This is a genomic window from Rhizobium sp. BK591 (genome assembly GCF_014195045.1).
Classification (GTDB): domain Bacteria; phylum Pseudomonadota; class Alphaproteobacteria; order Rhizobiales; family Rhizobiaceae; genus Rhizobium; species Rhizobium anhuiense.
In genome coordinates this window covers 227,394-250,924 of the sequence record NZ_JACIAZ010000006.1, presented here as the reverse complement: position 1 = coordinate 250,924, position 23,531 = coordinate 227,394, and the positions used below count along the sequence as shown (strand labels likewise).

The 23,531-nt window shown below is 62.8% G+C and carries 24 protein-coding genes and 1 tRNA gene; 16 read left to right on the top strand and 9 right to left on the bottom strand.

Going from position 1 to position 23,531, the window contains the following annotated elements:
• Window positions 1–5: 5 nt before the first annotated feature.
• Together FHX10_RS25705 and FHX10_RS25700 are read right to left on the bottom strand one after the other, a co-directional pair.
• Window positions 6–287 carry a YiaA/YiaB family inner membrane protein gene (locus tag FHX10_RS25705; RefSeq protein ID WP_003546080.1) on the bottom strand — a complete coding sequence of 94 codons (282 nt, stop codon included), beginning with the start codon at window positions 285–287 and terminating at the stop codon, window positions 6–8.
• Between the two features lie 49 nt (window positions 288–336).
• Window positions 337–1,023 carry a PspA/IM30 family protein gene (locus FHX10_RS25700; RefSeq protein ID WP_028757103.1) on the bottom strand — a complete coding sequence of 229 codons (687 nt, stop codon included), beginning with the start codon at window positions 1,021–1,023 and terminating at the stop codon, window positions 337–339.
• A 111-nt stretch (window positions 1,024–1,134) separates the two neighbouring features.
• Between FHX10_RS25700 and FHX10_RS25695 the strand changes: the two genes are divergently transcribed.
• From FHX10_RS25695 to FHX10_RS35715, 7 genes are all read left to right on the top strand, one after another.
• Complete coding sequence (locus FHX10_RS25695; RefSeq protein ID WP_028757104.1) at window positions 1,135–1,749, top strand: TetR/AcrR family transcriptional regulator; 615 nt, start codon at window positions 1,135–1,137, stop codon at window positions 1,747–1,749.
• A gap of 408 nt (window positions 1,750–2,157) precedes the next feature.
• Window positions 2,158–2,937 (top strand): SDR family NAD(P)-dependent oxidoreductase, encoded by a 780-nt coding sequence (locus FHX10_RS25690; RefSeq protein WP_028757105.1) that lies wholly within the window; start codon window positions 2,158–2,160, stop codon window positions 2,935–2,937.
• 220 nt (window positions 2,938–3,157) lie between these two features.
• Window positions 3,158–3,823, top strand: coding sequence for a hypothetical protein (locus FHX10_RS25685; protein ID WP_184390549.1), 666 nt, complete (start codon window positions 3,158–3,160; stop codon window positions 3,821–3,823).
• A 106-nt stretch (window positions 3,824–3,929) separates the two neighbouring features.
• Window positions 3,930–4,568 (top strand): hypothetical protein, encoded by a 639-nt coding sequence (locus tag FHX10_RS25680; RefSeq protein ID WP_168334173.1) that lies wholly within the window; start codon window positions 3,930–3,932, stop codon window positions 4,566–4,568.
• Window positions 4,565–4,876, top strand: coding sequence for a hypothetical protein (locus tag FHX10_RS25675; protein WP_168334174.1), 312 nt, complete (start codon window positions 4,565–4,567; stop codon window positions 4,874–4,876). Before FHX10_RS25680 ends, FHX10_RS25675 begins: the two co-directional genes overlap by 4 nt.
• Before the next feature lie 522 nt (window positions 4,877–5,398).
• Window positions 5,399–5,635 carry a hypothetical protein gene (locus FHX10_RS25670; protein WP_184390546.1) on the top strand — a complete coding sequence of 79 codons (237 nt, stop codon included), beginning with the start codon at window positions 5,399–5,401 and terminating at the stop codon, window positions 5,633–5,635.
• Between the two features lie 240 nt (window positions 5,636–5,875).
• Window positions 5,876–6,124 carry a hypothetical protein gene (locus FHX10_RS35715; RefSeq protein ID WP_343227621.1) on the top strand — a complete coding sequence of 83 codons (249 nt, stop codon included), beginning with the start codon at window positions 5,876–5,878 and terminating at the stop codon, window positions 6,122–6,124.
• A gap of 93 nt (window positions 6,125–6,217) precedes the next feature.
• Here FHX10_RS35715 and FHX10_RS25660 read toward each other — a convergent pair.
• Window positions 6,218–6,291, bottom strand: a tRNA-Gln gene (locus FHX10_RS25660).
• 162 nt (window positions 6,292–6,453) lie between these two features.
• Here FHX10_RS25660 and FHX10_RS25655 point away from each other — a divergent pair.
• Genes FHX10_RS25655 through FHX10_RS25645 form a run of 3 tightly spaced genes read left to right on the top strand, consistent with a single transcriptional unit; the run spans window position 6,454 to window position 9,547 of the window.
• On the top strand, window positions 6,454–7,371 hold the full coding sequence (locus tag FHX10_RS25655; RefSeq protein ID WP_168333467.1) for an MBL fold metallo-hydrolase: 918 nt from the start codon (window positions 6,454–6,456) through the stop codon (window positions 7,369–7,371).
• A 2-nt stretch (window positions 7,372–7,373) separates the two neighbouring features.
• Window positions 7,374–7,826, top strand: a complete 453-nt coding sequence (locus tag FHX10_RS25650) for a thiol-disulfide oxidoreductase DCC family protein (protein ID WP_168333468.1) — start codon at window positions 7,374–7,376, stop codon at window positions 7,824–7,826.
• Entirely contained in the window at window positions 7,823–9,547 is a 1,725-nt protein-coding gene (locus FHX10_RS25645; protein WP_168333469.1) for an SDR family oxidoreductase, read from the top strand. The genes FHX10_RS25650 and FHX10_RS25645 overlap by 4 nt, the downstream gene beginning before the upstream one ends.
• A 260-nt stretch (window positions 9,548–9,807) precedes the next feature.
• Here FHX10_RS25645 and FHX10_RS25640 read toward each other — a convergent pair whose 3' ends face one another.
• Window positions 9,808–10,719: a DUF1499 domain-containing protein gene (locus FHX10_RS25640; RefSeq protein ID WP_168333510.1), complete on the bottom strand. Its 912-nt coding sequence runs from the start codon at window positions 10,717–10,719 to the stop codon at window positions 9,808–9,810.
• A gap of 342 nt (window positions 10,720–11,061) precedes the next feature.
• Here FHX10_RS25640 and FHX10_RS25635 point away from each other — a divergent pair, with 342 nt between their 5' ends.
• Window positions 11,062–11,454: a hypothetical protein gene (locus FHX10_RS25635; RefSeq protein WP_028757163.1), complete on the top strand. Its 393-nt coding sequence runs from the start codon at window positions 11,062–11,064 to the stop codon at window positions 11,452–11,454.
• A 16-nt stretch (window positions 11,455–11,470) separates the two neighbouring features.
• Here FHX10_RS25635 and FHX10_RS25630 read toward each other — a convergent pair whose 3' ends face one another.
• Entirely contained in the window at window positions 11,471–11,716 is a 246-nt protein-coding gene (locus FHX10_RS25630; RefSeq protein ID WP_028757164.1) for a hypothetical protein, read from the bottom strand.
• 104 nt (window positions 11,717–11,820) lie between these two features.
• Between FHX10_RS25630 and FHX10_RS25625 the strand changes: the two genes are divergently transcribed.
• Complete coding sequence (locus FHX10_RS25625) at window positions 11,821–12,018, top strand: hypothetical protein (protein WP_012756389.1); 198 nt, start codon at window positions 11,821–11,823, stop codon at window positions 12,016–12,018.
• A gap of 117 nt (window positions 12,019–12,135) precedes the next feature.
• Window positions 12,136–12,414 carry a hypothetical protein gene (locus tag FHX10_RS25620; RefSeq protein ID WP_028757165.1) on the top strand — a complete coding sequence of 93 codons (279 nt, stop codon included), beginning with the start codon at window positions 12,136–12,138 and terminating at the stop codon, window positions 12,412–12,414.
• An 85-nt stretch (window positions 12,415–12,499) separates the two neighbouring features.
• On the opposite strand, the gene ppdK is transcribed toward FHX10_RS25620, so the two are convergent.
• The 3 genes from ppdK to FHX10_RS25605 form a co-directional block, all read right to left on the bottom strand.
• On the bottom strand, window positions 12,500–15,208 hold the full coding sequence (gene ppdK, locus FHX10_RS25615) for a pyruvate, phosphate dikinase (RefSeq protein WP_168333470.1): 2,709 nt from the start codon (window positions 15,206–15,208) through the stop codon (window positions 12,500–12,502).
• A gap of 957 nt (window positions 15,209–16,165) precedes the next feature.
• Complete coding sequence (gene smc / locus FHX10_RS25610) at window positions 16,166–19,627, bottom strand: chromosome segregation protein SMC (protein WP_183908660.1); 3,462 nt, start codon at window positions 19,625–19,627, stop codon at window positions 16,166–16,168.
• Between the two features lie 96 nt (window positions 19,628–19,723).
• Window positions 19,724–20,494 carry a DsbA family protein gene (locus tag FHX10_RS25605; protein ID WP_373289073.1) on the bottom strand — a complete coding sequence of 257 codons (771 nt, stop codon included), beginning with the start codon at window positions 20,492–20,494 and terminating at the stop codon, window positions 19,724–19,726.
• 373 nt (window positions 20,495–20,867) lie between these two features.
• On the opposite strand from FHX10_RS25605, the gene FHX10_RS25600 reads away from it, so the two are divergent.
• Entirely contained in the window at window positions 20,868–21,197 is a 330-nt protein-coding gene (locus FHX10_RS25600) for an RbsD/FucU domain-containing protein (RefSeq protein WP_312862913.1), read from the top strand.
• A gap of 15 nt (window positions 21,198–21,212) precedes the next feature.
• Here FHX10_RS25600 and FHX10_RS25595 read toward each other — a convergent pair whose 3' ends face one another.
• Window positions 21,213–21,710: a DUF721 domain-containing protein gene (locus tag FHX10_RS25595; protein ID WP_028757158.1), complete on the bottom strand. Its 498-nt coding sequence runs from the start codon at window positions 21,708–21,710 to the stop codon at window positions 21,213–21,215.
• 108 nt (window positions 21,711–21,818) lie between these two features.
• Between FHX10_RS25595 and mutY the strand changes: the two genes are divergently transcribed.
• The gene (gene mutY / locus FHX10_RS25590; RefSeq protein ID WP_028757157.1) at window positions 21,819–22,910 is read left to right on the top strand and encodes an A/G-specific adenine glycosylase; all 1,092 of its coding nucleotides are present in this window, start codon (window positions 21,819–21,821) and stop codon (window positions 22,908–22,910) included.
• A gap of 2 nt (window positions 22,911–22,912) precedes the next feature.
• A complete protein-coding gene (locus FHX10_RS25585; protein ID WP_028757156.1) occupies window positions 22,913–23,527 on the top strand; it encodes an HAD family hydrolase in 615 nt (204 codons plus the stop codon).
• Window positions 23,528–23,531: the final 4 nt, after the last annotated feature.

The following is a 23,531-nucleotide window of genomic DNA, read 5'->3' as shown; positions in this document are numbered from 1 at the left end:
CAAGATCAATCTTCATCGTTACGATTGAACTTGACCAGGAGTTTCTCGGTGCGGGCATCCTCGACCTTGCGGATCAGCTTCTCGGATTCGGCGTTGTCGCGCAGCGTCTTGGTGATGTTCACCGTGGTCTGCACCAGCATCAGAATGCCCATGGCGAGATAGCCTTTGCCCCAGAGATCGAGCGGCATCATGTAAAGGCCAAGCGCCAGCATGAAGGCGGCCGAGCCGAAGGAGATGTAGGAGAAGCTGACCCAGCTGGCGGAATGTTTCTGGAAACTGTCGTTCATATCAGTGGTCCCTATGGTTCGATGGATGAATGGTTGGATGGATACAATTTCAGGCAGCAGGCGTGATGCGGCTCTTCAGCCGCGCCAGCACATCATCGGCGGATGAGCGCAGCGGCGCGCCGAAGCCGGCATTGGCAAGCTTTTCGATGATGGCGGCCGGGCGGATGGCGCCTTCCATGTCCTTGAGCGCGGCGGCCGTCAGTTCATTCTGGCTCTGGCGCAGGCGAAGGCGGGCCAGCGTCTCCTCGGCATCGTCGAGCGTGGCAAAGCCCGGGCCGGCGACTGACACATCGAGCTTCTGCGCCTCCTGTGTCGCCCGCGCCAACCGCTCGCCGCGCTGCAACTCCTGCAGCCGCGCCTCGGAGGCCCGCACGATCCCTTTCAGCTTGTCGATCGCTTGGGTGAACTGGGCTTGCGCCTTCTCAGATGCATCGCGCTCGGCCTCGAGAAAAGCGATCGCCTCGGCCGCCTCGCGGGCCAGGCCCTCATTGCCCTTGGCAAGGGCCGCGGTGGCGCGGGTCTCGAGATCGGCGATGCGGGCAACGATCGTGCCGTGCTGCGCCCTCTCCTGTTCGTTCTGGGCGATGGTGACGGCGACGCTGCGGCGGGCCGACTGGATCGATTGGGCGGCATCGCGGATCTGCTGGGAAAGCAGCGGCACGGCGTGGCAGTCGGCGAAAGCCTGTTCGGCATCATGCGCCCTGCCCCGCAACAAAATGGAAATCAGTTTGAACATTTGCTTCCTCCGGTTTATGAACGTTGTTCACAAGAGGTGTTATGCCAGAATCATGAACGTCGTTCAAGATAAATTTTGAACGTCGTTCAAAAAATCGAAGTGGAATGGTTAATGGCCGGCAGACGAGAAGAAAAACGCGAAGACCTGAAGGCCCGGCTGATCGAGGCGGCGCGCGAGCGGATCGCCAGGGACGGGCTCACCAATCTCCGGGCCCGCGACATCACCCAGGATGCCGGCTGCGCGCTCGGCGGCCTCTACACGGTCTTTTCAGATCTCGCCGAGCTCGTCATTCACGTCAATTCGGGAACGCTGAAGGCGCTGGAGGCAAGGCTCACCCTTGATGAAACCAAGGACCGGCCGCCAACCGACCGGCTGCGCAACCTAGCCCAGGGTTACTTGAGCTTCGCCGTCGAGCACCGGAACCTCTGGAAGGCGTTGTTCGAGCACTTCCCGCCGGAAACCAGCCCGACGCCGCAATGGCATCTCGACGAACACCTCTTCCTGATGGATGTGATCGCCGAACCGCTGGCCGAACTGCAGCCCGACATGCCCCCCGAAGACCGCGCCATTCGCGCCCGCACCCTCTTCGGCGCCGTCCACGGCGTCGTCAGCATCAGCCTGGAAGGCCGCTTCGTCGGCTTGCCGCTGGAGCGGCTGGCGCGGGAAGTGGATGAGCTGGTGCAGACGATTGCGGCGGGGGCGGAGCGGCGGCGGGAGAGTATGTGAGGTGGCGCTGGGTGGAGTGAGGGGCGGAGGCAACAAACCGTGGCTTGGCCGCCGCATCACCACACACTCCGTCATCCCAGGCCTTGAGCCTGGGATCCATGGCGCCGCCGTTTTTCGCCGAGCCCCACCACCTCCTCCGTCATCCTCGGGCTTGACCCGAGGACCCATGCCCCGAGCATTGCGCTCGCCGTCGACAGACGGAGCGGCAGGGGGCTCCTATGCGTGAACTCACGTACGTCGAGTGCTGCGTATGGATCCTCGGGTCAAGCCCGAGGATGACGGAATAGGTGGGAACCAATCTGCAAAACCGCACCCACTCGCTGGCGGACTTGTCCACCATCCCACCTTGACCCAGGCACCCCTACCCAAGCACTCTGCGCCCTCCACGCCACCGCGAAGGGAAACCCCATGAGCCGCATCTTCATCACCGGTTCCACCGATGGCCTCGGCCTTGCCGCCGCCCGCACCCTGATGAAGGAGGGCCATGACGTCGTGCTGCACGCCCGCTCCCGCGAGCGCGCCTCCGCCCTCGCCGAGATTTCGGCTGCGGCACTTGGGCTTGTCATCGGCGATCTCGCCAGCGCCACCGAAACGCGCTCGATTGCCGAGCAGGTCAACGCCATCGGCCGCATGGATGCCGTCATCCACAATGCCGGCATCTACCTCGAGCGGAGCCGCGGCGAAACGCCGGATGGTCACGCCAAGACGCTGGCGGTGAATGTGCTTGCCCCCTATCTGCTCACCGCCTGGATCACCCGCCCCGATCGCCTGGTCTATCTCAGCAGCGGCATGCACCGCAGCGGCAGCAGCGCCCTTGACGATATCGACTGGAAGAAGCGGCCGTGGAACGCCAGCCAGGCCTATTCGGAAAGCAAGCTCTACATCGCCACCCTCGCCGCCGCCCTCGCCCGCCATTGGCCGGATGTTCTCAGCAACGCGGTGGACCCCGGCTGGGTGCCGACCAAGATGGGCGGCGCCGGCGCGCCCGATGACCTGGAGATGGGGCATCTTACGCAGACGTGGCTCGCGATGAGCGATGATGGCGCGGCGAAGGTGAGTGGCGGGTATTGGTATCATCGGCAGCGGCGGGAGGCGGCGGCGGAAGTTGCTGATGCTGGATTTCAGGATGCGCTGGTGGCGAAGCTTGCGGAAGTGACGGGTGTCCGTCTGTTCGCAGAGCGTGGGTGAGGCGCAAGACCGGCGGGCTATCGGGAGTTGCCGCACTCGAACCTGCGAAAGGCGCTGTGCGACTTCCCCCGCCGGCTGCTCGGACGAATAGACCCCGGTCATCTATATGCGCCGGCGCCACATGCGGCCCCTTTGACCGACGGAATGTTTCCGCCCGCGACCCTTGCCGCCCAGCATCCACGATGAATACAATCGCGCCGGATCTGGGGGAGCCAATGCGATGAATTTCATGGACAAGTGGGCCGCTCCTATCGCCGGGGCGATTATGATCATCGTAGTCATGGTTGTGATTTCCGGCTTTACTCCAACACGGTCGCTGTTCTGTAGGGAAGATGAGATTTGCTTGCGCGAATGGTTGACCGCAACCAGTGGCTGGGCGGCGGCGCTCGCTGCGTTTGTGACACTCTTCGCGCTTAGAAGGCAGGTCGCGGCCCAGGAGAAGCAAATTGATCATCAGTTGGGGAACGTCGAGCCCGATATGATGGTACGGTGCACTGTCGGAGAGGATTTTTCGCCTGTCGCTCAGATCACTGTTACGAACCGCAACCGGCGTCCGCTGAGTGTCAATTACCTCGAAGCGGTGCCGATTAACCGTGTCAAACTCTTTCCACATAACGTTAAGATTGGTGAGAGTGATCGGCCGCAAGAAGCGTTTGGGCTACCCGGCACAATTGTGAACTGTTTAATGCCAGGAAAGGAGGATGGACGGTTGCCATCTACGGCGGTGATAACTTGTTTCTTCGAGCCGGAAGGAGAGCCGGATTCGGACGACGCAGACGGTTTCGCACGGTATCATGTTAAGATCGTATGCCACGGCCGCCTGCATGGTGATACCACAACCCCATGCGTAATCACGGCTGAGGCCGAGCTCGTTATGATGTCTTGAACGTCTCGTCAGGCTCCAATGTTTCGCGGCCGCAGGCTGGACACAAACTCATGCGCCCGCCGCCGATCGACGCGACATGGTCGGCCGGGCTATCGGAAAACACGCGTTGACAAGGACCACCTTCCAAACAATGGATCTGAAAGCATCAATTGAGCGGCGCTATCCTTGGACCAGCGCCAAAGGATCGGAAATTCGGGAAGCCGTTTGCGAGCTGTGCATGCGCATCCTTGGTTCGAACCTCGTTGACGGAGATGCAGAAAAAAAGCTTTGCTCGGAAAATCCCAATGCTTTCTGGCAGCAATTATCGGAAATCCTTCTCGCCGACCAACTTATCACCGCTGGCCTCAAGCCGCTGCACCAAGAGCCAGGGCCAGACTTTCTTATCGATCTAGGAAAAGGCCGTCTATGGATAGAGGTGGTCACGCCAGAACCCAGGGGGCTTCCTGACGAATGGATCAATCACGTTAGCGGAAATGTTGTCTCGCTTCCTCATGAAGAAATTCTCTTGCGCTGGACGTCTGCCATTAAAGAGAAAGCGGAGAAGCTGCTTGGGAGAGCGGATCGTAAAACGGGAGAGCGGATTCCTGGCTACATTGAGAAGGGGATCGTAACACCCAGCGACGCCTACGTTATCGCCATCAACGGGCGACTATTGCGCGGCTTCGGCGGTGCAATTCCGGAACTTCACGGGATAAGCCAATTGCCTTACGCCGTCGAGGCTACTTTTGCCGCCCGCTACAGGTGACTATCGATCGTCAAACTCTTCAGCAAGCCGGTTCGGGTCTTCAACATCGTACATATATCGCTAAGCCTAAGGGCGCAGCGGTACCGGCGGACACATTTTTTGATCCTGAATTCTCGCCAGTCAGTGCAATTTGGGCTGTGGATGTTGATGAGCTTCTGGCGATCGGAGAAACCCGACCAATGGCGGTCGTTCACAATCCGCTTGCGGCAGTGAAACTGGATCGGAAAATACTCCCTGCTCAATCAGAATACTTCCTGAGCGAGGGCGATGGCTACTACGAGGTGCAGCGCGTCGATGGCTCACAGTAGATCAGCCGTGGCGAGGCCCGACCAGGTATGCAACCTTACAATCAACACCAGGATATCAGCGGAGAAGACGCGACTGACCTGAACAAGAAAGCCTGCCGATCTACACCGGCGGGCTCCTTGTTTGTGGTTGAAGACAGAGCCACTATTAGACTTTGACGGGTGGAGATTCGCGTATGGGGAATGAAGTTCAGAAAGCGCCTCAATCGGTGAACATGTCACGTCATCCTCGATCAGCAATCTGATTCGCTTAGGGCTGCTCTTTGTAGAGACGAGCTTGGATAACGGTAGCGTCCTCGTTAGCGTGGAGATTGCTGGCGAGCGTCGAGCAAGGGTCGATCTGTCAGGTTTAAAGGACGAACTCTCGAATATTTACTATCAGTTGTCATTAGCAGCTGACAACGTAGAATATCATAAATTGAATCATTACTCTATCCAAGGTGACAAGCGCTTTTACTTCTTGCTATATGACACGACGCGACGGGCGAAAAAACTTGTCGAAATTTTCTCCCCTTCGAAGAAATAATGGCAAAGAAAAAGAAGGTTGTGAGGCTATCCAAAGCGGACGCTATTGCCCGCCTCGATAAAATGATGCCGATCCTCTATCGGAACGTAGTCAACGCGATCCGCATCGAAGCCACGATGGAAGCCGGCAACGCTATCGTTCAGGCGATGCCGAACACTCCCCGGAGCGGACGCCTTCAATACGATCATGCAGAGCTTAGCATTCGATCTCGCTATGCATCTAGCTCGACTCTATGATGTAGGGAACCGCAACCGCCCGTGAATTCGCGGGACGTTGCCTCCATTCCACTCGCCGTTCGCCTTTTACGTCAGAAGCGATGCCAGAAAGAGCTCAATGCCCGCGCGCGGAACTGGCTTCCTCACGACAGGACATTCGCGAACGTCTTTGAAGAAGATTGTGCGTCGGCTCTGGGTCGGGCGTCGGCTGGATACTCGAACACCTTTAGAGGCAAGTTCGGGCGTGGCGGATTGAGGACCTTGAAAGCGTTCCGCGACACGTTCATGGCACACTCACTCATGAAGGAAGTGGACACGAGGCCGATCTACAATCATCTGTTCCGCCTGACCGATTGCAGCTGCGACTTTGTGGAAGATGCACGCCTAGCAGTGAGCGGTGAAGCGTCAAGCCTAAAGGAACGGGAGCGGATTTTAGCCAAGCAGGCAGAACAATTTTGGCGCATGGCGTTGCTTGGCGAGCGAGACGAAGACGACGCGTTGCCAGATTGAACTGTCGAAAGCTAAGCTGCTACGCTGAATTGTTACGGTGAGCACTTTGTAATGTCATCTAAATGGCTGTTTTATCCCGAAAAACACGAGAGCTGGCTGGGGCGCCTGGATTCGAACCAGGGATGACGGTACCAAAAACCGTTGCCTTACCGCTTGGCGACGCCCCACCAGAGCTTGAGCGGAAACCGCTTGCTCAAATCGACGCCTGATTAGCAAAGCTCTTCGACTGTCACAATGACTAAGTTTAGCCCGACGCAGATTTATGCGCTGCGCAGCACCCGCCGTCGTGCTAGGAAGTGGCGACGTCATCGGCCCGAGATCATTCCTTCATGGACAGTCCCGCATTCGACCTCGCTTTCGAGCCGGCCTATGGGCAAGCCGTGCCGGTTGTTGCAGGGGTCGAGCGGATCACCGCGAACAATCCCGGGCCTTTCACCTTTTTCGGCACCAACAGCTATATCGTCGGCGCTTCCTCCGTCGCGGTCATCGATCCCGGTCCGGAGGACGAGGCGCATTTTCAGGTGCTGATGGCAGCGCTCGCCGGCCGCGCGGTGACGCATATCTTCGTCAGCCACACACATCGCGACCACTCGCCGCTGGCCAAGCGCCTGCAGACGGCGACGGGGGCGGTAACGGTGGGGCAAGGGCCGCACCGGCCGGCGCGGCCGCTGCGCGAGGGTGAGACCAATCCCTTTTCCGAAAGCTCGGATCTATCTTTCGTGCCCGATATAGTGCTCGGTGACGATCAGACCGTATCGGGCGATGGCTGGGCGCTGAGCGCGGTGCTGACGCCGGGGCACACGGCCAATCATGCCGCCTTCGCGCTCGCGGGGCGAGACATCCTCTTCTCCGGCGATCACGTCATGGCCTGGTCGACCTCGATCGTGGCACCCCCGGATGGTTCGATGGCGGATTACATGGCCTCGCTCGAGCGGCTGATTGAACGCGAGGACCGGCTGTTGCTGCCCGGCCATGGCGGGCCGGTGACGCAGCCGGCCAGTTTCCTCCGGGCGCTGAAGGCGCATCGCCTCAGGCGCGAGCAGGCGGTGCTGGCGCGCGTCCAGGCCGGCGACGGGCGGATCGCCGAGATGGTGAAGGTGATCTATCGCGATACCGATCCGAAGCTGCATGGGGCGGCGGCCCTTTCCGTGCTCGCCCATATCGAGGACCTTTTGCAGCGCGGCGAGATTGCGGCGGATGGGCCGCCTTCGCTTGCCGCCCTCTACCGGCCGGCAACAGGGAGATAGGGATGACGCCCCGAGCCGATTACAGCTATCGCGACGATGCCGATGTGCCCGGTTTTGCCGATGACCGGCCGTTGATCGTTTTCGATGGCCAATGCGTATTCTGCTCCGGCTGGGTGAAATTCGCGCTGAAACATGACAAGCGGCAGCGATACCGCTTCCTCGCGGCGCAGACACCGCTCGGCGAAGCGCTCTACCGGCATTACGGGCTGCACGCGCGCGACTACGAGACCAATATCCTGATCGAAAACGGCCGCGCCTTCTTCAAATCCGACGGCTCGATCCGCATGGTGGCGGGCCTCGGCTTTCCCTATTCGCTGGTCAAGCTCTTCCGGCTGCTGCCGCGGCGGGCGGCCGATGCGCTCTATGAATTCATCGCCCGCAACCGGCTGAAGATTGCCGGGCGGCAAAGCTGCATGGTGCCGACGCCGGAGCAGCGAAGCCGCTTCATCACATGAGCGACGACCGGTTCTCGCTGCTCATCATCGGCGGATACGGCACGTTCGGCGGGCGGCTTGCCCGGCTGCTTGGCGATCAACCCAGGCTGAGGCTCTTGGTTGCCGGGCGCTCGCTTGAAAAGGCCGACGATTTCGTTGCAGATCTGCGGACGCCGAAGGATGGAGCCGAGGGCCTGGGCAGCAACAATCTCGGCGCGATGGTGCAGGCCGTCAGCTTCGACCGAGACGGCGATCTCACCGAACAGCTGACGCGGCTGCGGCCGCATCTCGTCGTCGATGCCTCGGGGCCGTTCCAGACCTTCGGGGAGGATGCCTATAAGGTGGTCGAGGCCTGCATCGATCTGAGTATCGATTATGCCGATATCGCCGACAGCACCGGTTTCGTCGCCGGCATCGATGGGCTCGATGCGGCGGCCAAGGCCAAGGGCACCTTCGCGCTCTCGGGGCTGAGCAGCCTGCCCGCTCTCTCCTTCGCGGCACTCGATGCGATGGCGCCGCATTTCTCGCGGATCGACAGTGTCGCGGCCGGCATTGCCCCCTCGCCGCATGTGCGGATCGGGCTCAATGTCGTGAGAGCAATCGCCACCTATGCCGGCAGGAAGGTCACGGTGCTGCGCAATGGGCAGCCGGCCGCCGGGCGCGGGCTGATCGATGCGATGCGGGTGACGGTGGCGCCGCCGGGGGTTCCGCCGCTGCGCAGCCGGAAATTCCTGCTGGTCGATGCGCCTGACCTGGCGCTGCTGCCGGGGCGCTTTGCTGATCTTAAATCCAGCTTCACCGGGGTCGGCACGCAGCCGCAGCCGCTGCAGCACTTGCTCAGCCTTGCGGCACGGCTCGTCCACCTCCGGCTATTGCCGTCGCTGCTGCCGTTTTCTCGACTGCTGCAGCGCGCCAGCCATGCTTTCGCGATCGGCGAACATCGCGGCGGCATGTTCGTCCGCGCCGGCGGCGTCGATCACGCGGGGAGCAAGCTGACAGCTGGCTGGCATCTGATTGCCGAAGGTGATGACGGGCCGTTCATTCCCATCATCGGCGTCGACGCGCTGGTGCGCCGGCTGCTCAGCGGCGTGCGGCCGGAGAATGGCGCCCGGCCGGCGGCGGGGGAATTGCGGCTTGCGGATTTCGAAGCGGCGTTCCGACGTTTTCAGATCACATCCGGCATCCGGATGGAAAACGAGGAGGCGCCCCTGCCTCTCTACCACAGGATTCTCGGCAGCGCCTGGGAGCGGCTGCCGCCCGCCCTATCAGCCCTGCATGCCGGCGGCGCCCGCGTTGCCTCCGGCCGGGCGCGGATCGAGCGCGGCGGCGGGCTGCTGGCGCGGATCGTCGCCGGGGTCATCGGCTTTCCCAAGGCGGGTGAGGATGTGCCGGTCACGGTGCGTTTTGTGAGTGATGGCGACAGGGAGATCTGGACCCGCGATTTCGGCGGCAAGGTGTTCCGCAGCTGGCAGGCCGAAGGCAAGGGCCGCGACCGGCACCTGCTCGCCGAGGTGTTCGGGCCGTTCCGGGTGCTGATGGCGCCGGTGCCGGATGGGGACAGGCTGCGGCTCGTGGTGCGCGGCTGGCGGTTTTGCGGGATTCCGCTGCCGCTGTTTCTGGCGCCGGGTGGCGATACCTATGAGGAGGAGCAGGATGGGCGGTTCCACTTTCATGTGGAAATCGGTGGGCGGCTGACGGGGTTGGTGGTGCGGTATACCGGGTGGTTGGTGGTGGAGGGGTGACGGTGATGTGCCTGTCGGTTTGCGCGGATAGGTGCCCCTCACCCTAACCTTAGTGAGGTCGAACCCTGCGAGAGCGAGCGAGGAACGGAGAGATTGCCGCAAATCTCTTCTCCTCTCGGGGAGAAGAGGGAATCGAGAGGCTGCGGCTCGCAGGGCGTCGAGTCCGCCGCACCCTATCCCGGCCCTTCGCTTGGGCTCAGGGCGTTCGCAACTGCAATCGATTCACTGGATCGATTGCTGGCGCTTTGCGCCACCGCGGCTCACCCACCCGCAATCCCCAAGAGCTCGGCATCCAGCGCCTTCAGATAATCGCCGGCGATTTCGGCGCTGAAGCCGAGGTCGTGCTGGCCGTAGCGGGAGGCGACGCGGATGTCGACGAAGGTGGTTTCGGCTTCTTCGCGCAGCCGGATGAGGATATCGAAGCGCAGGCCGAGGATCAGCGTGCGGGTGGTGCCCTGCAGCGTCACGCCGTTGGCGCCGCGGATCAGCTTGGCGACGTCGTCGTCATAGGGGCGCGGCGTCGGCACGGGGATGATATCGGGCGCATCGGCCACGGCATCGTCGTTCGGCTGCGGCGGCTTGACCGGCATGTCCTCGGGATCGCGGCCGGGCTCGGTGTCGCCGTTGCTGTGGGTAATCGTGATGCCGCTCATCTTGGCGACCTTGCGCACTGCTTCCAGCACGCGGTCGAGTGCGCCTTCATAACGCCGGCCGGTCAGTTCGGGATAGGCGGTGAGCTGCTTTTCGCGATCCTCCGGTGTCACCTCCGGATTGCGCTTCAGCCAGATCTGGTCGGAGTGCGGCGGCGACAGCCAGTCGGGTGCGGAGACCGGATCGGTGGAGACGTCGTAAATATCAGGCAGCGTCAGATAGTTCTCGGTAGCAAAGGCGCCGATAGCAAGCGGAAAGGCGGCATAGATCAGTGCTGCCAGCGCCGCCAGCCCGCCTTCGGCCCCCGTCATCCAGAGGCTGCGCAGCCCGAGGGCTGCGAGCATGGCGGCGAGCAGCGCGCCGCCGGCGGCGGCAATCAACAGCAGCACCAGATAGGGTGTGGCCAGACCGCCGAAGCGGTGGGCGATGATCACCGCCAGCGCCAGCACCAGGGAAAACGCCCCGAGCAGCCGCGAAAAGCGGGCGGCGCTGGAAACGGGACGGTCGAAGCGGATGGCCATCAAACTTACCGGTTGCTCGTCAGCGCCCGCGGGTTCGACCACGCAAATCGCCTCACCCCTGTTTAGAGCAAGATGCCGAAAAGTGTGAAGCGGTTTTCGGACGACATCATGCTCTATTCTTTGATTTAGATCCGGATTCAGATTTTTGGCCGGCCCGGCCTAAAATCATCCGGATCTGGGGCAAGATTCGGCTAAATTGAAACCATTGTCTGAAGCATTGCGTTTGAATCCACGGCGAAGGCCATGACGAGACGGGGGCTGCTTCATAAGCCCTTGCTGATATGCCAAAAAAAGGCCATTCTGCCGCGGTTTCATCTCCGATAGAGAGACAGGAGAGACGGGATGATTTCACCCGAGATAGCAGCAAGGCCGCAGGCGTCTGCGCTTGGCGGGATCGACCACCAGTCCGAGCCGACGCTGCCGATGGAGCTGCTCGAGCTCGAACTTTCGCTCGAAGGTTATACCGGCGGCGAGGCTGGCTTCTGCGAGGCGGTGCGCCGGGCAGCCGAACGCTCCGGCGGCGAACTGCTGTTCGACCTGCCGGCCGCAGGCCTCGTGCAGGATTGCCGCCGCATCGCCGTGCTGCGCATTCCAGGCGACGGCCAGGCGATGCGCGTCGTGCTGGCGCTACTCGATGATCACGGCACGGAGATCCGCATGCAGGCGCCGGATGAAGACACCGCGCCGCTGGTGCGTTTTGCCGATGCCTTCGTCGAATTGCTGGAGCGGATCTAGGTTCTAGATCAACATTTTAGCGACGCTCGGCCGCGGCTTCCGCAACGCTGCGGAAGGGAAACTTGCGCCCGCATTCGCACTTGATCACGAAATTTTCCTGCTGATTGGCAGGCCGTTGCACGCCAAAACCGCGCGGCAGCTGATCGACCTTGAAATCCGGGTGCTTGCGCTTGGGATCATCAACTTCCGAGGCCTCGGCAAAGCCCTCATTGCCGCATTGCGGGCAGCTCAGTTTTTTCGAAAATCGATCGCGAATGGCCATGCTCGTTCCAGTGTTTTCCAGTCCCCTCATACAGAGGAATGTCCGGTGGCGAAAGTGGAACCATATGCGGACGATGCCGTTCCTTTTTCGAAAAGGAGGCACTCATGCCCAACAAAGACCCGATCCCGACACCCAATGCCGATACGCCGCGCGGCCCGACGCCGACCCCCGGCATTCCCGACCCCATCCAGCAAAAACCGCCGCTGACGCCGGCGCAGGACCCGGCCGATACGAAGAACCCGCAGGATCCGCCGCTCAATCCGGCGCTGCTGCCGATCGGGGATCCGGCCGGGGCGGCGTAGACATAGCCGAGCCACTCGTCTCGACCCCGGTCGGTGCCGGCAGGCGGATGAAGGGCGGCTTGACGGCATCGGCTGAAAGGACTTTCCTCTGGGAAATGCATTCCAAGGAATAAACCCATGCGCTATCCCCTTCTCGTCACCGCCCTAGCCACCATCATCGCCGGGCTCTCCGCCTGCCAGACGATGACGCCGGAGGAGCGGCGGGCGGCGGATGAGCAGCGGTGCCTCGGCTACGGCTTCCGGCGCGGCACGGATGGTTTTGCCACCTGCCTGCAGCGCATCGAACTCGACCGGCGGGCCGAATCACGGGCGCAGAGCGCCGAGCTGATGCAGAGCATGGCCTGGGATCTGAACGGGCCGTATATCTACCGCGATCACTGGCGGCATCATCACTGAGTGCCATGGACGCCCCTGCCCCGCGGTTCCGCTTTTAACGGAAGCGCAGAACCGCACTATCTTTTTTTACGCTCCACCGACTGTCTTACAAGCTTCCCCGCAGGTCTTTCGGACCCCGCCGGATCTCTTCCAGACCGCCTGAGATCACCGCCTGCGCCGCCGCCAGTCTGGCGATCGGCACGCGGAAGGGCGAGCAGGAGACATAATCGAGGCCGATCGTTTCGCAGAAGCGGATCGAGGCCGGGTCGCCGCCATGTTCGCCGCAGATGCCGAGCTTCATGTCGTTGCGGGTGCGCCGACCGCGTTCGGCGGCGATGCTGATTAATTCGCCGACACCGTCGAAATCGAGCGAGATGAAGGGATCGTGCTCGATGATGCCCTTGCGCTGATAGGTGGGGATGAAGGCCGAGGCGTCGTCGCGCGAGATGCCGAAGGTGGTCTGCGTCAGGTCGTTGGTGCCGAAGGAGAAGAATTCGGCGGCTTCGGCAATCACATGGGCGCGAAGGGCCGCGCGCGGCAGCTCGATCATCGTGCCGACGAGATAATCGATCTTCATGCCGGCCTCGCTCATCACATTGCCGGCCACCGCGTCGATACACGCCTTGACGTAATCGAGTTCGGAGCGCAGGCCGACCAGCGGCACCATGATCTCCGGCACGACGGCGGCCCCCGTCTCCTGGGCCGCGGCAATCGCCGCCTCGAAGATGGCGCGGGCCTGCATCTCGACGATTTCGGGATAGGAGATCGCCAGCCGGCAGCCGCGATGGCCGAGCATCGGGTTGAACTCGTGCAGCGCATCGACGCGCTGGCGCAGCACGGTCGCCTCCATGCCCATGGCGAAGGCGACTTCGGCGACCTCGTCATCGGTCTTCGGCAGGAATTCGTGCAGCGGCGGATCGAGCAGGCGGATCGTCACCGGCAGGCCGTGCATGACGGTGAAGAGGCCGGTGAAATCCAGCCGCTGCATCGGCAAGAGCTTGTCGAGCGCCACCCGCCTGCCCTTCTCATCGACGGCCAGGATCATCTCGCGCATCACATGGATGCGCTCGCCCTCGAAGAACATGTGCTCGGTGCGGCAAAGGCCGATGCCCTCGGCGCCGAAAGAGCGGGCGGCGCGCGCATCGGCCGGCGTGTCGGCATTGGTGCGCACCGTCATGCGCCGGGCGCGGTCGGCCCAGCCCATGATGCGGCCGAAATCGCCCGACAGCTCCGGCTGGGTCATCGGCACCTCACCCTTCAGCACCTGGCCGGCCGAGCCGTCGATGGTGATGATATCGCCCTTCTTCAGCGTCACGCCGACGCCGAGCAGCCGCTCGTTGCGTTGATCGATGCGCATGGTGCCGGCGCCGACGACGCAGGGGATGCCCATGCCGCGGGCAACCACCGCCGCATGGCTGGTCATGCCGCCGCGCGTCGTCAGGATGCCTTCGGCGGCATGCATGCCGTGAATATCCTCGGGGCTGGTTTCGACTCGGAGCAGGATGACCTTGCGGCCTTCGGATTCCGCCTCGACGGCCTCTTCCGCGGTGAAGACGATGGCGCCGGTGGCAGCGCCGGGCGAGGCCGGCAGCCCGGTGCCGATCACCTGGCGGGTGACGCGCGGATCGATCGTTGGATGCAGCAGCTGGTCGAGGCTGGAAGGCTCGATGCGCAGCACCGCCTCGTCCTCGGTGATCACGCCCTCATCGACCATGTCGACGGCGATCTTCATCGCCGCCCGGGTCGAGCGCTTGCCTGAACGGGTCTGCAGCATCCACAGCCTGCCGCGCTCGATGGTGAATTCGATATCCTGCATGTCGCGGTAATGGATCTCGAGCTCGGTGCAGATGCGGCAGAGCTCGCGAAAAGCCTCCGGCATCAGCTTTTCCATCGAGGGCTTTTCGGAGCCGGAGGAAATCCGCCCCTCCTCGGTGATGCTTTGCGGCGTGCGGATGCCGGCCACGACATCCTCGCCCTGGGCATTGACCAGGAATTCGCCGTAAAGCGCCTTCTCGCCGGTCGAGGGGTTGCGGGTGAAGGCGACGCCGGTGGCGGAAGAATTGCCGAGATTGCCGAAGACCATCGCCTGGATGTTGATCGCCGTGCCCCATCCTTCCGGAATATTGTGGAGCTGGCGGTAGGTGACGGCGCGCGCACTCATCCAGCTGGAAAAGACCGCGCCGACCGCACCCCAGAGCTGGACTTCGGGATCCTGCGGGAATTCCTGCTCCAGCTCCTCCTCGATCAGCTTCTTGTAGAGCGAGACGATATGCTGCCATTCCGAGGCGCTGAGCTCGGTATCGAATTCATGGCCGAGCTTGGCCTTCTCGTCTTCCAGGATCTCCTCGAAGGCGTCGTTGCCGAGACCCATGACGACATCGGCATACATCTGGATGAAGCGGCGGTAGCTGTCCCAGGCAAAACGCGCATCGCCGGCATCGTGGCCGAGCGCCTGCACGGTCTCGTCGTTGAGGCCGAGATTGAGCACCGTGTCCATCATGCCCGGCATGGAAACGCGGGCGCCGGAGCGCACCGACAAGAGCAGCGGCTGGCTGACGGAACCGAAATGGCGGCCGGTGATCGCCTCTATCTCGGCAATGCCGGCGCGGACTTCAGCCTTCACGGCCTCCTCGATGCGGCGGCCGTTCTTGTAATAGGTGGTGCAGGCGTCGCTGACGATCGTCAGCCCCGGCGGCACCGGCAGCCCGAGGCTGCACATCTCCGCGAGATTGGCGCCCTTGCCGCCCAGAATCTCGTGATCGCGCGCCCGGCCCTCAGCCTGCCCGTCGCCGAACCTATAGACCCACTTGGTCATCTTCCCCCCAACACCAAACCGGGATCAGCTCAATCCCTCAGTTTGTTGACAAAGCTCGCTCTTTTCTCGGCGTCATCCCAGGCCTTGTGCCGAGGATCTGCTGCGTAGATCGGTTGCAGATGCCGGGGCACGAGCCCGAAGCGTGACGAAAGAGAAGCAGGCAGGCAGTGTCATCAGTCTGAGTTATCAGCTTAATGCCTTGGAGTTGAAATGAAAATCGACAAATGCGGCAAAATGTTGCGTTGCACAATAAATCTTGGCTGCGGCCAGAGGCGAAACGATTGAAACATCGCCCGGACATAAGAGAAGGCATAAAAAAAGCTTTGCGGGACTGCAACAAAGTCCCGCAAAGCCTTGTTTCCGTCCGGCCAGGAAAACCGGACGGGGGGTCCCTCAACCCAGGAACGGTTCAGCTCTTTATAAAGAGAACCGCTCTGACCTTCGTTTTACGCAATTCCGGGGAAAACAGATCGCTGCTTCTCCTGGAATTGCTCCAACGGTTTCCGATTCTTGCCCTCGCCCGGAAAACCGCACGTAAATTCGACAACTCACAACCTTTGATCGCTCGCTTTGCAGCAAAGTAATTAGGTTGCGTTGAAACAACTTCTAATGCAAGTCAGCGAAAAGAGCATCACCCAAATGGGGTACGGGAGGCTGGGAAGCCGACCTTTTTTGGTGTTTATTTCCTGCCATTTGATTTTACGCAATTTCTGGGCGCAAAACCGCACCAGAGCTTTGCTGAAATTGCGTCAGAGCCGGTGCCGATGTGGATGCGGAGACGGAGGGCGCGACGGCAAGAGAGGAGACGCCCGGAGCATTGTCTTGTCAGCCCCACACTCCGTCATCCCAGGGCTTGACCCGAGGATCCACCCCGCAAGCACTGCCGGCCTGTGCAAATAAGAAATGTCACTCTTCCCCAAGGCAGAGAGACACCGCAAGGCTCTCCCCTACAAAACTTCAGGCAATCTCGCGCAGGCGCTCGGCCGTCTGCAGGTCGACGGAGACGAGCTGGGAGACGCCCTGCTCAGCCATGGTGACGCCGAAGAGGCGGTTCATGCGGGCCATGGTGATCGGATTGTGGGTGATGATGACGAAGCGGGTCTCGGTGGAGGCCGCCATTTCGTCCATCAGATTGCAGTAGCGCTCGACATTGTGGTCGTCGAGCGGCGCATCCACTTCGTCGAGCACGCAGATCGGCGCCGGATTGGTGAGGAAGACGGCGAAGATCAGCGCCATCGCCGTCAGCGCCTGTTCGCCGCCCGATAGCAGCGTCATGGTCTGCGGCTTCTTGCCAGGCGGACGGGCGAGGATTTCCAGGCCGGCTTCGAGCGGATCGTCGGATTCGATCAGTTGCAGCTCGGCGGTGCCGCCGCCGAACAGATGGGTGAACAGCCGCTGGAACTGGGCGTTGACGATGTCGAAGGCGGCGATCAGCCGCTCGCGGCCCTCTCGGTTGAGGCTCTGGATGGCGCCGCGCAGCTTGCGGATCGCATCGATGACGTCGTCGCGCTCCTTGATCAGCGCTTCGAGCTTCTCGCTCAGTTCCTTCTGCTCCTCATCGGCGCGCAGGTTGACGGCGCCGAGCCGCTCGCGCTCGATCCTCAGACGCTCCAGCTCGCGCTCGACCTCGCGCGGATCGGGAAGCGCCTGCATGGCCGGGCGGCCGGTCAGTTGCAGCGCCTCGTGGGGGGCGACGTTCAGGACCTCGCGGATGCGGCCTTCGCTTTCCTGCCGCTTCTCGCGGGCAGAGACCAGGCGCTCCTCGGCGCGGCCGCGGCGTTCGCGGCATTCGGCAAGTTCCGACAATGCCGTCGTCGCCTTTTGGTCGGCCTCGCGCTGGATGCGTTCTGCCTCAGCCAGCAGATCGCTGGCCTGGCGGCGCGCCTCCTCGGCCTTTTGCAATTCGCTGAGCAGGGCACGGCGCTTGTCGTCGAATTCATCAGGCGCCAATTCCAGCTCGGCTGCCTCTTCGCGCGCCTCTTCCTCGCGCTCGCGCAGCGTGGCGACATGATCTTCGCCGCTTGCCGCCCGCTGGCGCCAGGTCTCGCGCTCCTGGCCGATCGCCATGATGCGGCGCTGGCGGGCGTCGTTTTCCCTGGCCAGGCTTTCATGGCGGGCTCGGCTTTCGGCGAGCGCGCCGCGATCGGTCGCAACTTCGGCCTGCTGGAAGCGCAGCCGCTCGTCGATCGCGGTGAGATCGGGCGCGTCCTCCAGTTCGATGCGGGCATTTTCCTCCTGGACGGCGATCTCCTCCAGCTGCGCGCGCAGCTGGCTGGCGGCCTCGCTGACGACGTCGCGGCGGCGGATGAGATCGCCGGAGGCACGCTCGGCGGCGGCAAGCGCATCGCGGGCTTCGGCGAGATGGCGCGCCGACAGGCGGCTCATGTCGCGCGCCTCGGCAAGCCGGCGCTCCTCGGCGCGGATCGCCTCAGCTGCCGCCGCCTGCCGCTCCTCGGCTTCGGCAAGCACGTCGCGGGCAAGAGCGGCCTCGCCTTCGAGTTCGGCCAGGCGGTTCTTCTGGGCAAGGCGTAGGGCCGCGGCACTCGGGGCATCGGCACCGGTGACATGGCCATCCCAACGATAGACGGCGCCCTCTTTCGTCACCAGCCGCTGGCCTGTTTTCAGCGCCGCCATCAGCAACTGCGCTTCCGCTCCCGCGACCAGGCCGATCTGGCGCAGGCGGCGGGTCAGCGCGGCGGGCGCGCGGACATGGTCGAGCAGCGGTGTTACGCCGGTGGGAAGCGCGGGATCGGCGGCGCCGTCGCCATTGACCGACCAATGGGCCGGGGCCTCGGCATCAAGCGGCGATTCCAGATCGTCGCCAAGCGCAGCGCCGAGCGCGGTTTCGAAGCCGCGATCGACCTTCAGCTCGTCGGCAACCGGCGGAAATTTACCGGCGGCGGCACCGGCAGCGAGCATGCGGGAAATGGTTCGCGCCTCGGTCTCCAGCGCATTCAGCGCCGAGCGGGCCTGCTCGACCGGGGCGCGCGACAGCGCCTCGGTCTGGCGGGCTGATGTCAGCGCCTGTTCGACCACCTGGACGGCGGCTTCGGCGTCGGCAACGGCCATTTCGCCGGCCTCGACGATGGCGCGTTTTTCGTCCGGATCGGGCAGGCCTGATATCTTCTCGCCGACGGCGGAGAGTTCTTGGTTTGCCTCATCCATCTGCCGTTCGAGGCGCATCCGCCGGTCGGTGAGATCGCGGATGGCGCGTTCCAGCTGGTTGCGGCCGGCAGCGGCTTCCGCGCGCTCGGCCGTCAGCTGGGTGAAGATGCGCTCGCTATCGGCCAGTTTGGCCGCCGCGCCCTCGAATGCCTCGCGGGTCTCCTCGGCATAACGGCCGGAATCGGCGAGGATTTCTGCAATCTCCGCCTCTTCGGCATCGAGCTTGGCCAGGATGACGGCATTGTCGGCCACCAGCCGCTCCTCGCGGCGAATATCCTCGGCAAGCTGGGCAAGACGGCGGGTCAGCTCATCGCGGCGGCGCAGGATGCGGCCGGCATCTTCCTCGAGCTGGCTTCTGGCAATCTGCAGGCGCTGCAGCGCGGCGGCCCCGCGGGCCTCGCCCTCGCGCAGTTCCGGCAGCTTCAGGCTGGCGATGCCCTGGTTCTTCGCCGCCTCCATCTGCAGCTGCGCCTTTTCGGCGACGACTGATGTCGCCTGGTTCAGCGCGCTGTCGGCCTCGGCTTCGGCTTCCTTGGCCTGCACCCAGCGGATATGCAAGAGCATCGCCTCGCGGGCGCGGATGTCGGCAGACAGCGTCTTGAAGCGGTTGGCCTGGCGGGCCTGGCGCTTCAGGCTCTCTATCTGGCTTTCGAGCTGCGAGGTGACGTCGTCGAGACGCTCGAGATTGCCTTCGGCGGCGCGCAGCCGCAGTTCGGCCTCGTGGCGGCGGGAATGCAGGCCCGATATGCCGGCCGCCTCTTCCAGCAGCTGGCGGCGGGCCTGCGGCTTGGCCTGGATCAGCTCGCCGATGCGCCCCTGCCCGACCATCGAGGGCGAACGCGCGCCGGTGGAGGCGTCGGCAAACAGCAGCTGCACGTCCTTGGCGCGGCTTTCCTTGCCGTTGATGCGATAGAGCGAGCCCTGCTCACGCTCGATGCGGCGGGTGACCTGGATCTCGTCGCTGTCGTTGAAGGCGGCCGGTGCGGTGCGCTCGCCATTGTCGAGATAGAGCGCCACTTCGGCGGTGTTGCGCGCCGGGCGGTTGCCGGAACCCGAAAAGATCACGTCGTCCATGCCGGATGCGCGCATGTTCTTGTAGGAATTCTCGCCCATCACCCAGCGCAGCGCTTCGACGAGGTTCGACTTGCCGCAGCCATTCGGCCCGACGACGCCGGTCAGCCCCCTTTCGATGATGAATTCCGTCGGCTCGACGAAGGATTTGAAGCCGACCAGGCGCAGCTTGTTGAACTTCATGCAGAAGCTCCGGCGTGCCGGGCGGGCTTGTCACGCAGCCACAAAAAAACGGGCGCACGGCTTTCGCCGTCGCCCGTTCTATCGAAACGATCCGGTTCAGAGCAGGCTGTCGATGAGCTTCGACATGGTGTCAACCGGCATGTCTCCAGAGTAGCGCTTGCCATTGATGAGGAAAGTCGGGGTGGCGTTGACGCCGAAATCCTTGGAACCTCTTTCCCGCGTGGCGTTCACTTCATCCAGAAGCTTCTGGTTCGTCAAGCATTTCGTGAAGCTATCCTCAGTAAATCCGGCAAGCTTCGACATCTGCAGCAGTGCGGCGCGGCCGTCATCGGCGGCGGCCCAGATCTGCTGCTGCTTGAACAGCATCGAAACCATCGGGAAATACTGTTCCGGCGTGCTCAACTGTTCGGGATTGGAAGAGCTGCAGCGGGCGAGCATGAAGGCTGCGGCGGCGCGCGGGTCGAAGGGGAATTCGCGGATGATGAACTGCACCTTGCCGCTGTCGACGTACTTCTGCTTGATCGTGTCGAAGGTGGTGTTGTGGAAGTGGGCGCAATGCGGGCAGGTCATCGACATATATTCGACGATCTTGACCGGGGCGTCGGCCTTGCCCAGCGCCATCTCCGGCAGCGCGCCGGGCTTCAGCACCTCGGCCATATCGACATCGCCGTCAGACTCCGGCATGTCGGTCGCCGCTGTGGCCGCCGTCTGCATGGTGTCGACATTGGTGCCGTCGGCCATGGTCTTGCCGGAGGACGAAGCATCGGCAGCGTCCTTGCTGTCGTTGCAGGCGACAAGCGCGACGGCAGCTGCGGCGATGGCGATACCGCTGAGCAGGCGGCGTTTCGTCAGTTGCATTTCGGACATCTGCATGGATTCCCCATAACTAATGAGATTGACGGCGTGATTGTGCGATATAACGGCTTGCGGCCGCTCACAAGCCACGGATCACCAACTTCCTTCAAAGAATTGTGACCGTGATGGGACCAAAAGCGCACGTTGCGTCCGAAATCGGCGGTTCTCAGTTTTCACGGAAGGCCGAAGGCGTATTTCGGCCGGCATAAAACAGTCTCAACACCTGCACCCGATCCTTCACGATCCGGTAAGCGATCGCCAGACGCCGCTCGAAAACCAGAATTCGCACGCCCGGGGCAAAATCCTCGCGCGGCTCTCCCCCTTCCGGCATGTCCTCGAGACCATGACAAACCTGCTTGTCGACAAGAATTTCTCGGCGTGCCGCGTGTCGAAAAAGACCGTCAGCGGCAGGCTCATATCGATGAACGCGGCCAGCGCGCCAGACGCCATAGCGGCGATCCTGGCGGTCATGCCGCTCGATCATTTCGTCGAACAGCCGCTCATGCATATGGAGGATCCGGATCAAACTGGCATCATGCTACCCGTTCATGCGGATGTGGAATTGCTCTGCTCGAAGGCGGAAAAGCGCAGCATCACGAGCAGGCCCATCGAGCGCTTCGCCTACTATCCACTGGCTGAATCTTGCTTTGCCGTGGTTCAGACAGGGGAGATACGGCCCTATGGCAACTTCATCTTGAAGAAGGGTGTCGTTTAGCGGCGGTCCTGGACGTCAGCGCTGATTCCCCCGCTTCCCCATCACCGCGGTCCCTAAGCGCTGGATCGCCTGGCGCAGCTTGTCGTTCTCGATCCCCTCCATCATGCCTTCGAGCTTGCGGGCGGCTTCGCCTTTCAGCGGCGCCGGGGTGCGGGAGCGGCGGATGGGTTGTGAGACGGGCTTCTGGACGATGCGGATCTGGTGGACGGCGGCGAAGCCGAAGAAGCTGTTGATGCGCTGGATGAGTTCGCCCTGGGCATGGGTGAGGAACAGCGCGCGCGCGCCTTCGCAGGCGATGGTGAGCACACCGGGGCGGAAGCCGCCGGCCTCATTGCCGCCGCGGGCCCAGGCGATTTTTTCCGGCCGGGTGCAATCGGCGAAATCCTCGCCGGCGATTTCGCTCCACGAGCCGAGCAGCGCCGTGTTGATGCCGGCGCGCCGCGCCAGGACGGGATCGATCAACCCGTTCGCCAGCTCGGAAATCTGCTTTACATCTTTGCGTGGATAACTCATCGAAACCCTTGGGCGCCGCCGCCAATCGCACAGGCAATCGGCGCGGCCGACTTGATCGCGCGGCATTGCTTCGCCAAGTATAGGCACTTCCCCCCATCGCGGCAAATCATGACGATCACCACACTCGACACGCCCTCGGCAAAGCCCCTCCTCGACTGGTACGATCGCCACCACCGCGACCTGCCCTGGCGTGTCTCGCCCGGCATGGCGGCCCGCGGCGTCAAGGCCGATCCCTATCACGTCTGGCTTTCCGAGGTGATGCTGCAGCAGACGACGGTGCAGGCGGTCAAACCCTATTTCGAGCGGTTTCTCAAGCGCTGGCCCGAGGTGACCGATCTTGCCGCTGCGGAGAATGACGCTGTCATGGCCGCCTGGGCGGGGCTCGGCTATTACGCCCGGGCTCGCAACCTGAAGAAATGCGCCGAGGCGGTGGCGACAGAGCATGGCGGCGTCTTTCCCGACACCGAGGAGGGCCTGAAGTCGCTCCCCGGCATCGGCGACTATACGGCCGCAGCCGTCGCGGCCATCGCCTTCAACCGGCAGGCGGCCGTCATGGACGGCAATGTCGAGCGGGTGATCTCCAGGCTCTATGCCATCGAAACACCGCTGCCGGCCGCCAAGCCCCCGATGAAGGAAAAGGTGGCGCTGCTGACGCCGGCAGAACGCCCCGGCGATTTCGCCCAGGCGATGATGGATCTCGGTGCGACGATCTGCACGCCGAAGCGGCCGGCCTGTTCGCTCTGTCCGTTCCGGGGTGCCTGCGAGGCGCTCAAACTTTCCGATCCCGAGCTGTTTCCGGTCAAGGCGGGGAAGAAAGAGAAACCGGTGCGCTACGGCGCAGCCTTCATCGCGGTGACTGGCGATGGCGAAATCCTGCTGCGGCGGCGCATCGACAGCGGCCTGCTTGGCGGCATGACCGAGGTGCCGACGACAGCCTGGACGGCGCGCATCGACGGCGAGACCTCGGCTGCGGCCGCGCCCTTCGAGGCGGCATGGCAGTCCTGTGGCACCGTCATCCACGTCTTCACCCATTTCGAGCTCAGGCTGTCGATCTGGCGTGCGGTGATCGCCGGCAAGGTCGGCACGAATGACGGATGGTGGGAGCCGGTTACAAATCTTGAAGCGCAGGCGCTGCCGACCGTCATGAAAAAGGCGATCGCAGCGGCTATTCCTCTCGCGTTTAAAACATCCAAGGGATGACCATGACCACCGGCATAAAGCATATTGTTTTCGATATCGGCAAAGTCCTCATTCATTACGATCCGCATCTTCCCTTCAGCCGCCTGATCCCGGATGAGGCCGAGCGCAACTGGTTCTTCGCCAATATCTGCACCCATGACTGGAACATCGAGCAGGACCGCGGCCGCAGCTGGGCGGAGGCCGAAGCGCTGCTGATCGAACAGCACCCGGCACGTGAGGAACAGATCCGCGCCTTCCGCAAATATTGGCACGAGATGGTGCCGCACGCCTATGAGGACAGCGTCGCGATCATGGAGGGGCTGATCGCCGAAGGGCGCGACGTGACGATGCTGACCAACTTCGCCTCCGACACTTTCCGCGAGGCGCAGCAACGCTTCCCCTTCCTCAACCGACCGCGCGGCGTCACCGTTTCCGGCGATGTCGGCCTGATCAAGCCGGATATCGCCATCTACGAGACGCATACGAAAAGCTTCGGCCTCGATCCCGCGGCCACGATCTTCATCGACGACGCGCCGGTCAATGTCGAAGGCGCCAAGGCCTATGGCTGGAATGCGGTGCTGTTTTCGGGTGCGGAGAAGCTGCGCAGCGATCTCGCCGCTTACGGATTGAAGGTCTGAGATC

Excerpts from the sequence above, each read along its gene's own strand:
- FHX10_RS25670 (WP_184390546.1), top strand. The coding sequence starts at position 5,399 with ATGGCAAAGAAAAAGAAGGTTGTGAGGCTATCCAAAGCGGACGCTATT.
- FHX10_RS25705 (WP_003546080.1), bottom strand. The coding sequence starts at position 287 with ATGAACGACAGTTTCCAGAAACATTCCGCCAGCTGGGTCAGCTTCTCC.
- FHX10_RS25630 (WP_028757164.1), bottom strand. The coding sequence starts at position 11,716 with ATGGCCATTCGCGATCGATTTTCGAAAAAACTGAGCTGCCCGCAATGC.
- FHX10_RS25595 (WP_028757158.1), bottom strand. The coding sequence starts at position 21,710 with ATGAGTTATCCACGCAAAGATGTAAAGCAGATTTCCGAGCTGGCGAAC.
- mutY (WP_028757157.1), top strand. The coding sequence starts at position 21,819 with ATGACGATCACCACACTCGACACGCCCTCGGCAAAGCCCCTCCTCGAC.
- FHX10_RS25650 (WP_168333468.1), top strand. The coding sequence starts at position 7,374 with ATGACGCCCCGAGCCGATTACAGCTATCGCGACGATGCCGATGTGCCC.
- FHX10_RS25700 (WP_028757103.1), bottom strand. The coding sequence starts at position 1,023 with ATGTTCAAACTGATTTCCATTTTGTTGCGGGGCAGGGCGCATGATGCC.
- FHX10_RS25635 (WP_028757163.1), top strand. The coding sequence starts at position 11,062 with ATGATTTCACCCGAGATAGCAGCAAGGCCGCAGGCGTCTGCGCTTGGC.
- FHX10_RS25655 (WP_168333467.1), top strand. The coding sequence starts at position 6,454 with ATGGACAGTCCCGCATTCGACCTCGCTTTCGAGCCGGCCTATGGGCAA.
- FHX10_RS25640 (WP_168333510.1), bottom strand. The coding sequence starts at position 10,719 with ATGGCCATCCGCTTCGACCGTCCCGTTTCCAGCGCCGCCCGCTTTTCG.
- FHX10_RS25605 (WP_373289073.1), bottom strand. The coding sequence starts at position 20,494 with ATGTCCGAAATGCAACTGACGAAACGCCGCCTGCTCAGCGGTATCGCC.
- FHX10_RS25645 (WP_168333469.1), top strand. The coding sequence starts at position 7,823 with ATGAGCGACGACCGGTTCTCGCTGCTCATCATCGGCGGATACGGCACG.
- FHX10_RS25620 (WP_028757165.1), top strand. The coding sequence starts at position 12,136 with ATGCGCTATCCCCTTCTCGTCACCGCCCTAGCCACCATCATCGCCGGG.
- FHX10_RS25585 (WP_028757156.1), top strand. The coding sequence starts at position 22,913 with ATGACCACCGGCATAAAGCATATTGTTTTCGATATCGGCAAAGTCCTC.
- FHX10_RS25685 (WP_184390549.1), top strand. The coding sequence starts at position 3,158 with ATGAATTTCATGGACAAGTGGGCCGCTCCTATCGCCGGGGCGATTATG.
- smc (WP_183908660.1), bottom strand. The coding sequence starts at position 19,627 with ATGAAGTTCAACAAGCTGCGCCTGGTCGGCTTCAAATCCTTCGTCGAG.
- FHX10_RS25695 (WP_028757104.1), top strand. The coding sequence starts at position 1,135 with ATGGCCGGCAGACGAGAAGAAAAACGCGAAGACCTGAAGGCCCGGCTG.
- FHX10_RS25625 (WP_012756389.1), top strand. The coding sequence starts at position 11,821 with ATGCCCAACAAAGACCCGATCCCGACACCCAATGCCGATACGCCGCGC.
- ppdK (WP_168333470.1), bottom strand. The coding sequence starts at position 15,208 with ATGACCAAGTGGGTCTATAGGTTCGGCGACGGGCAGGCTGAGGGCCGG.
- FHX10_RS25690 (WP_028757105.1), top strand. The coding sequence starts at position 2,158 with ATGAGCCGCATCTTCATCACCGGTTCCACCGATGGCCTCGGCCTTGCC.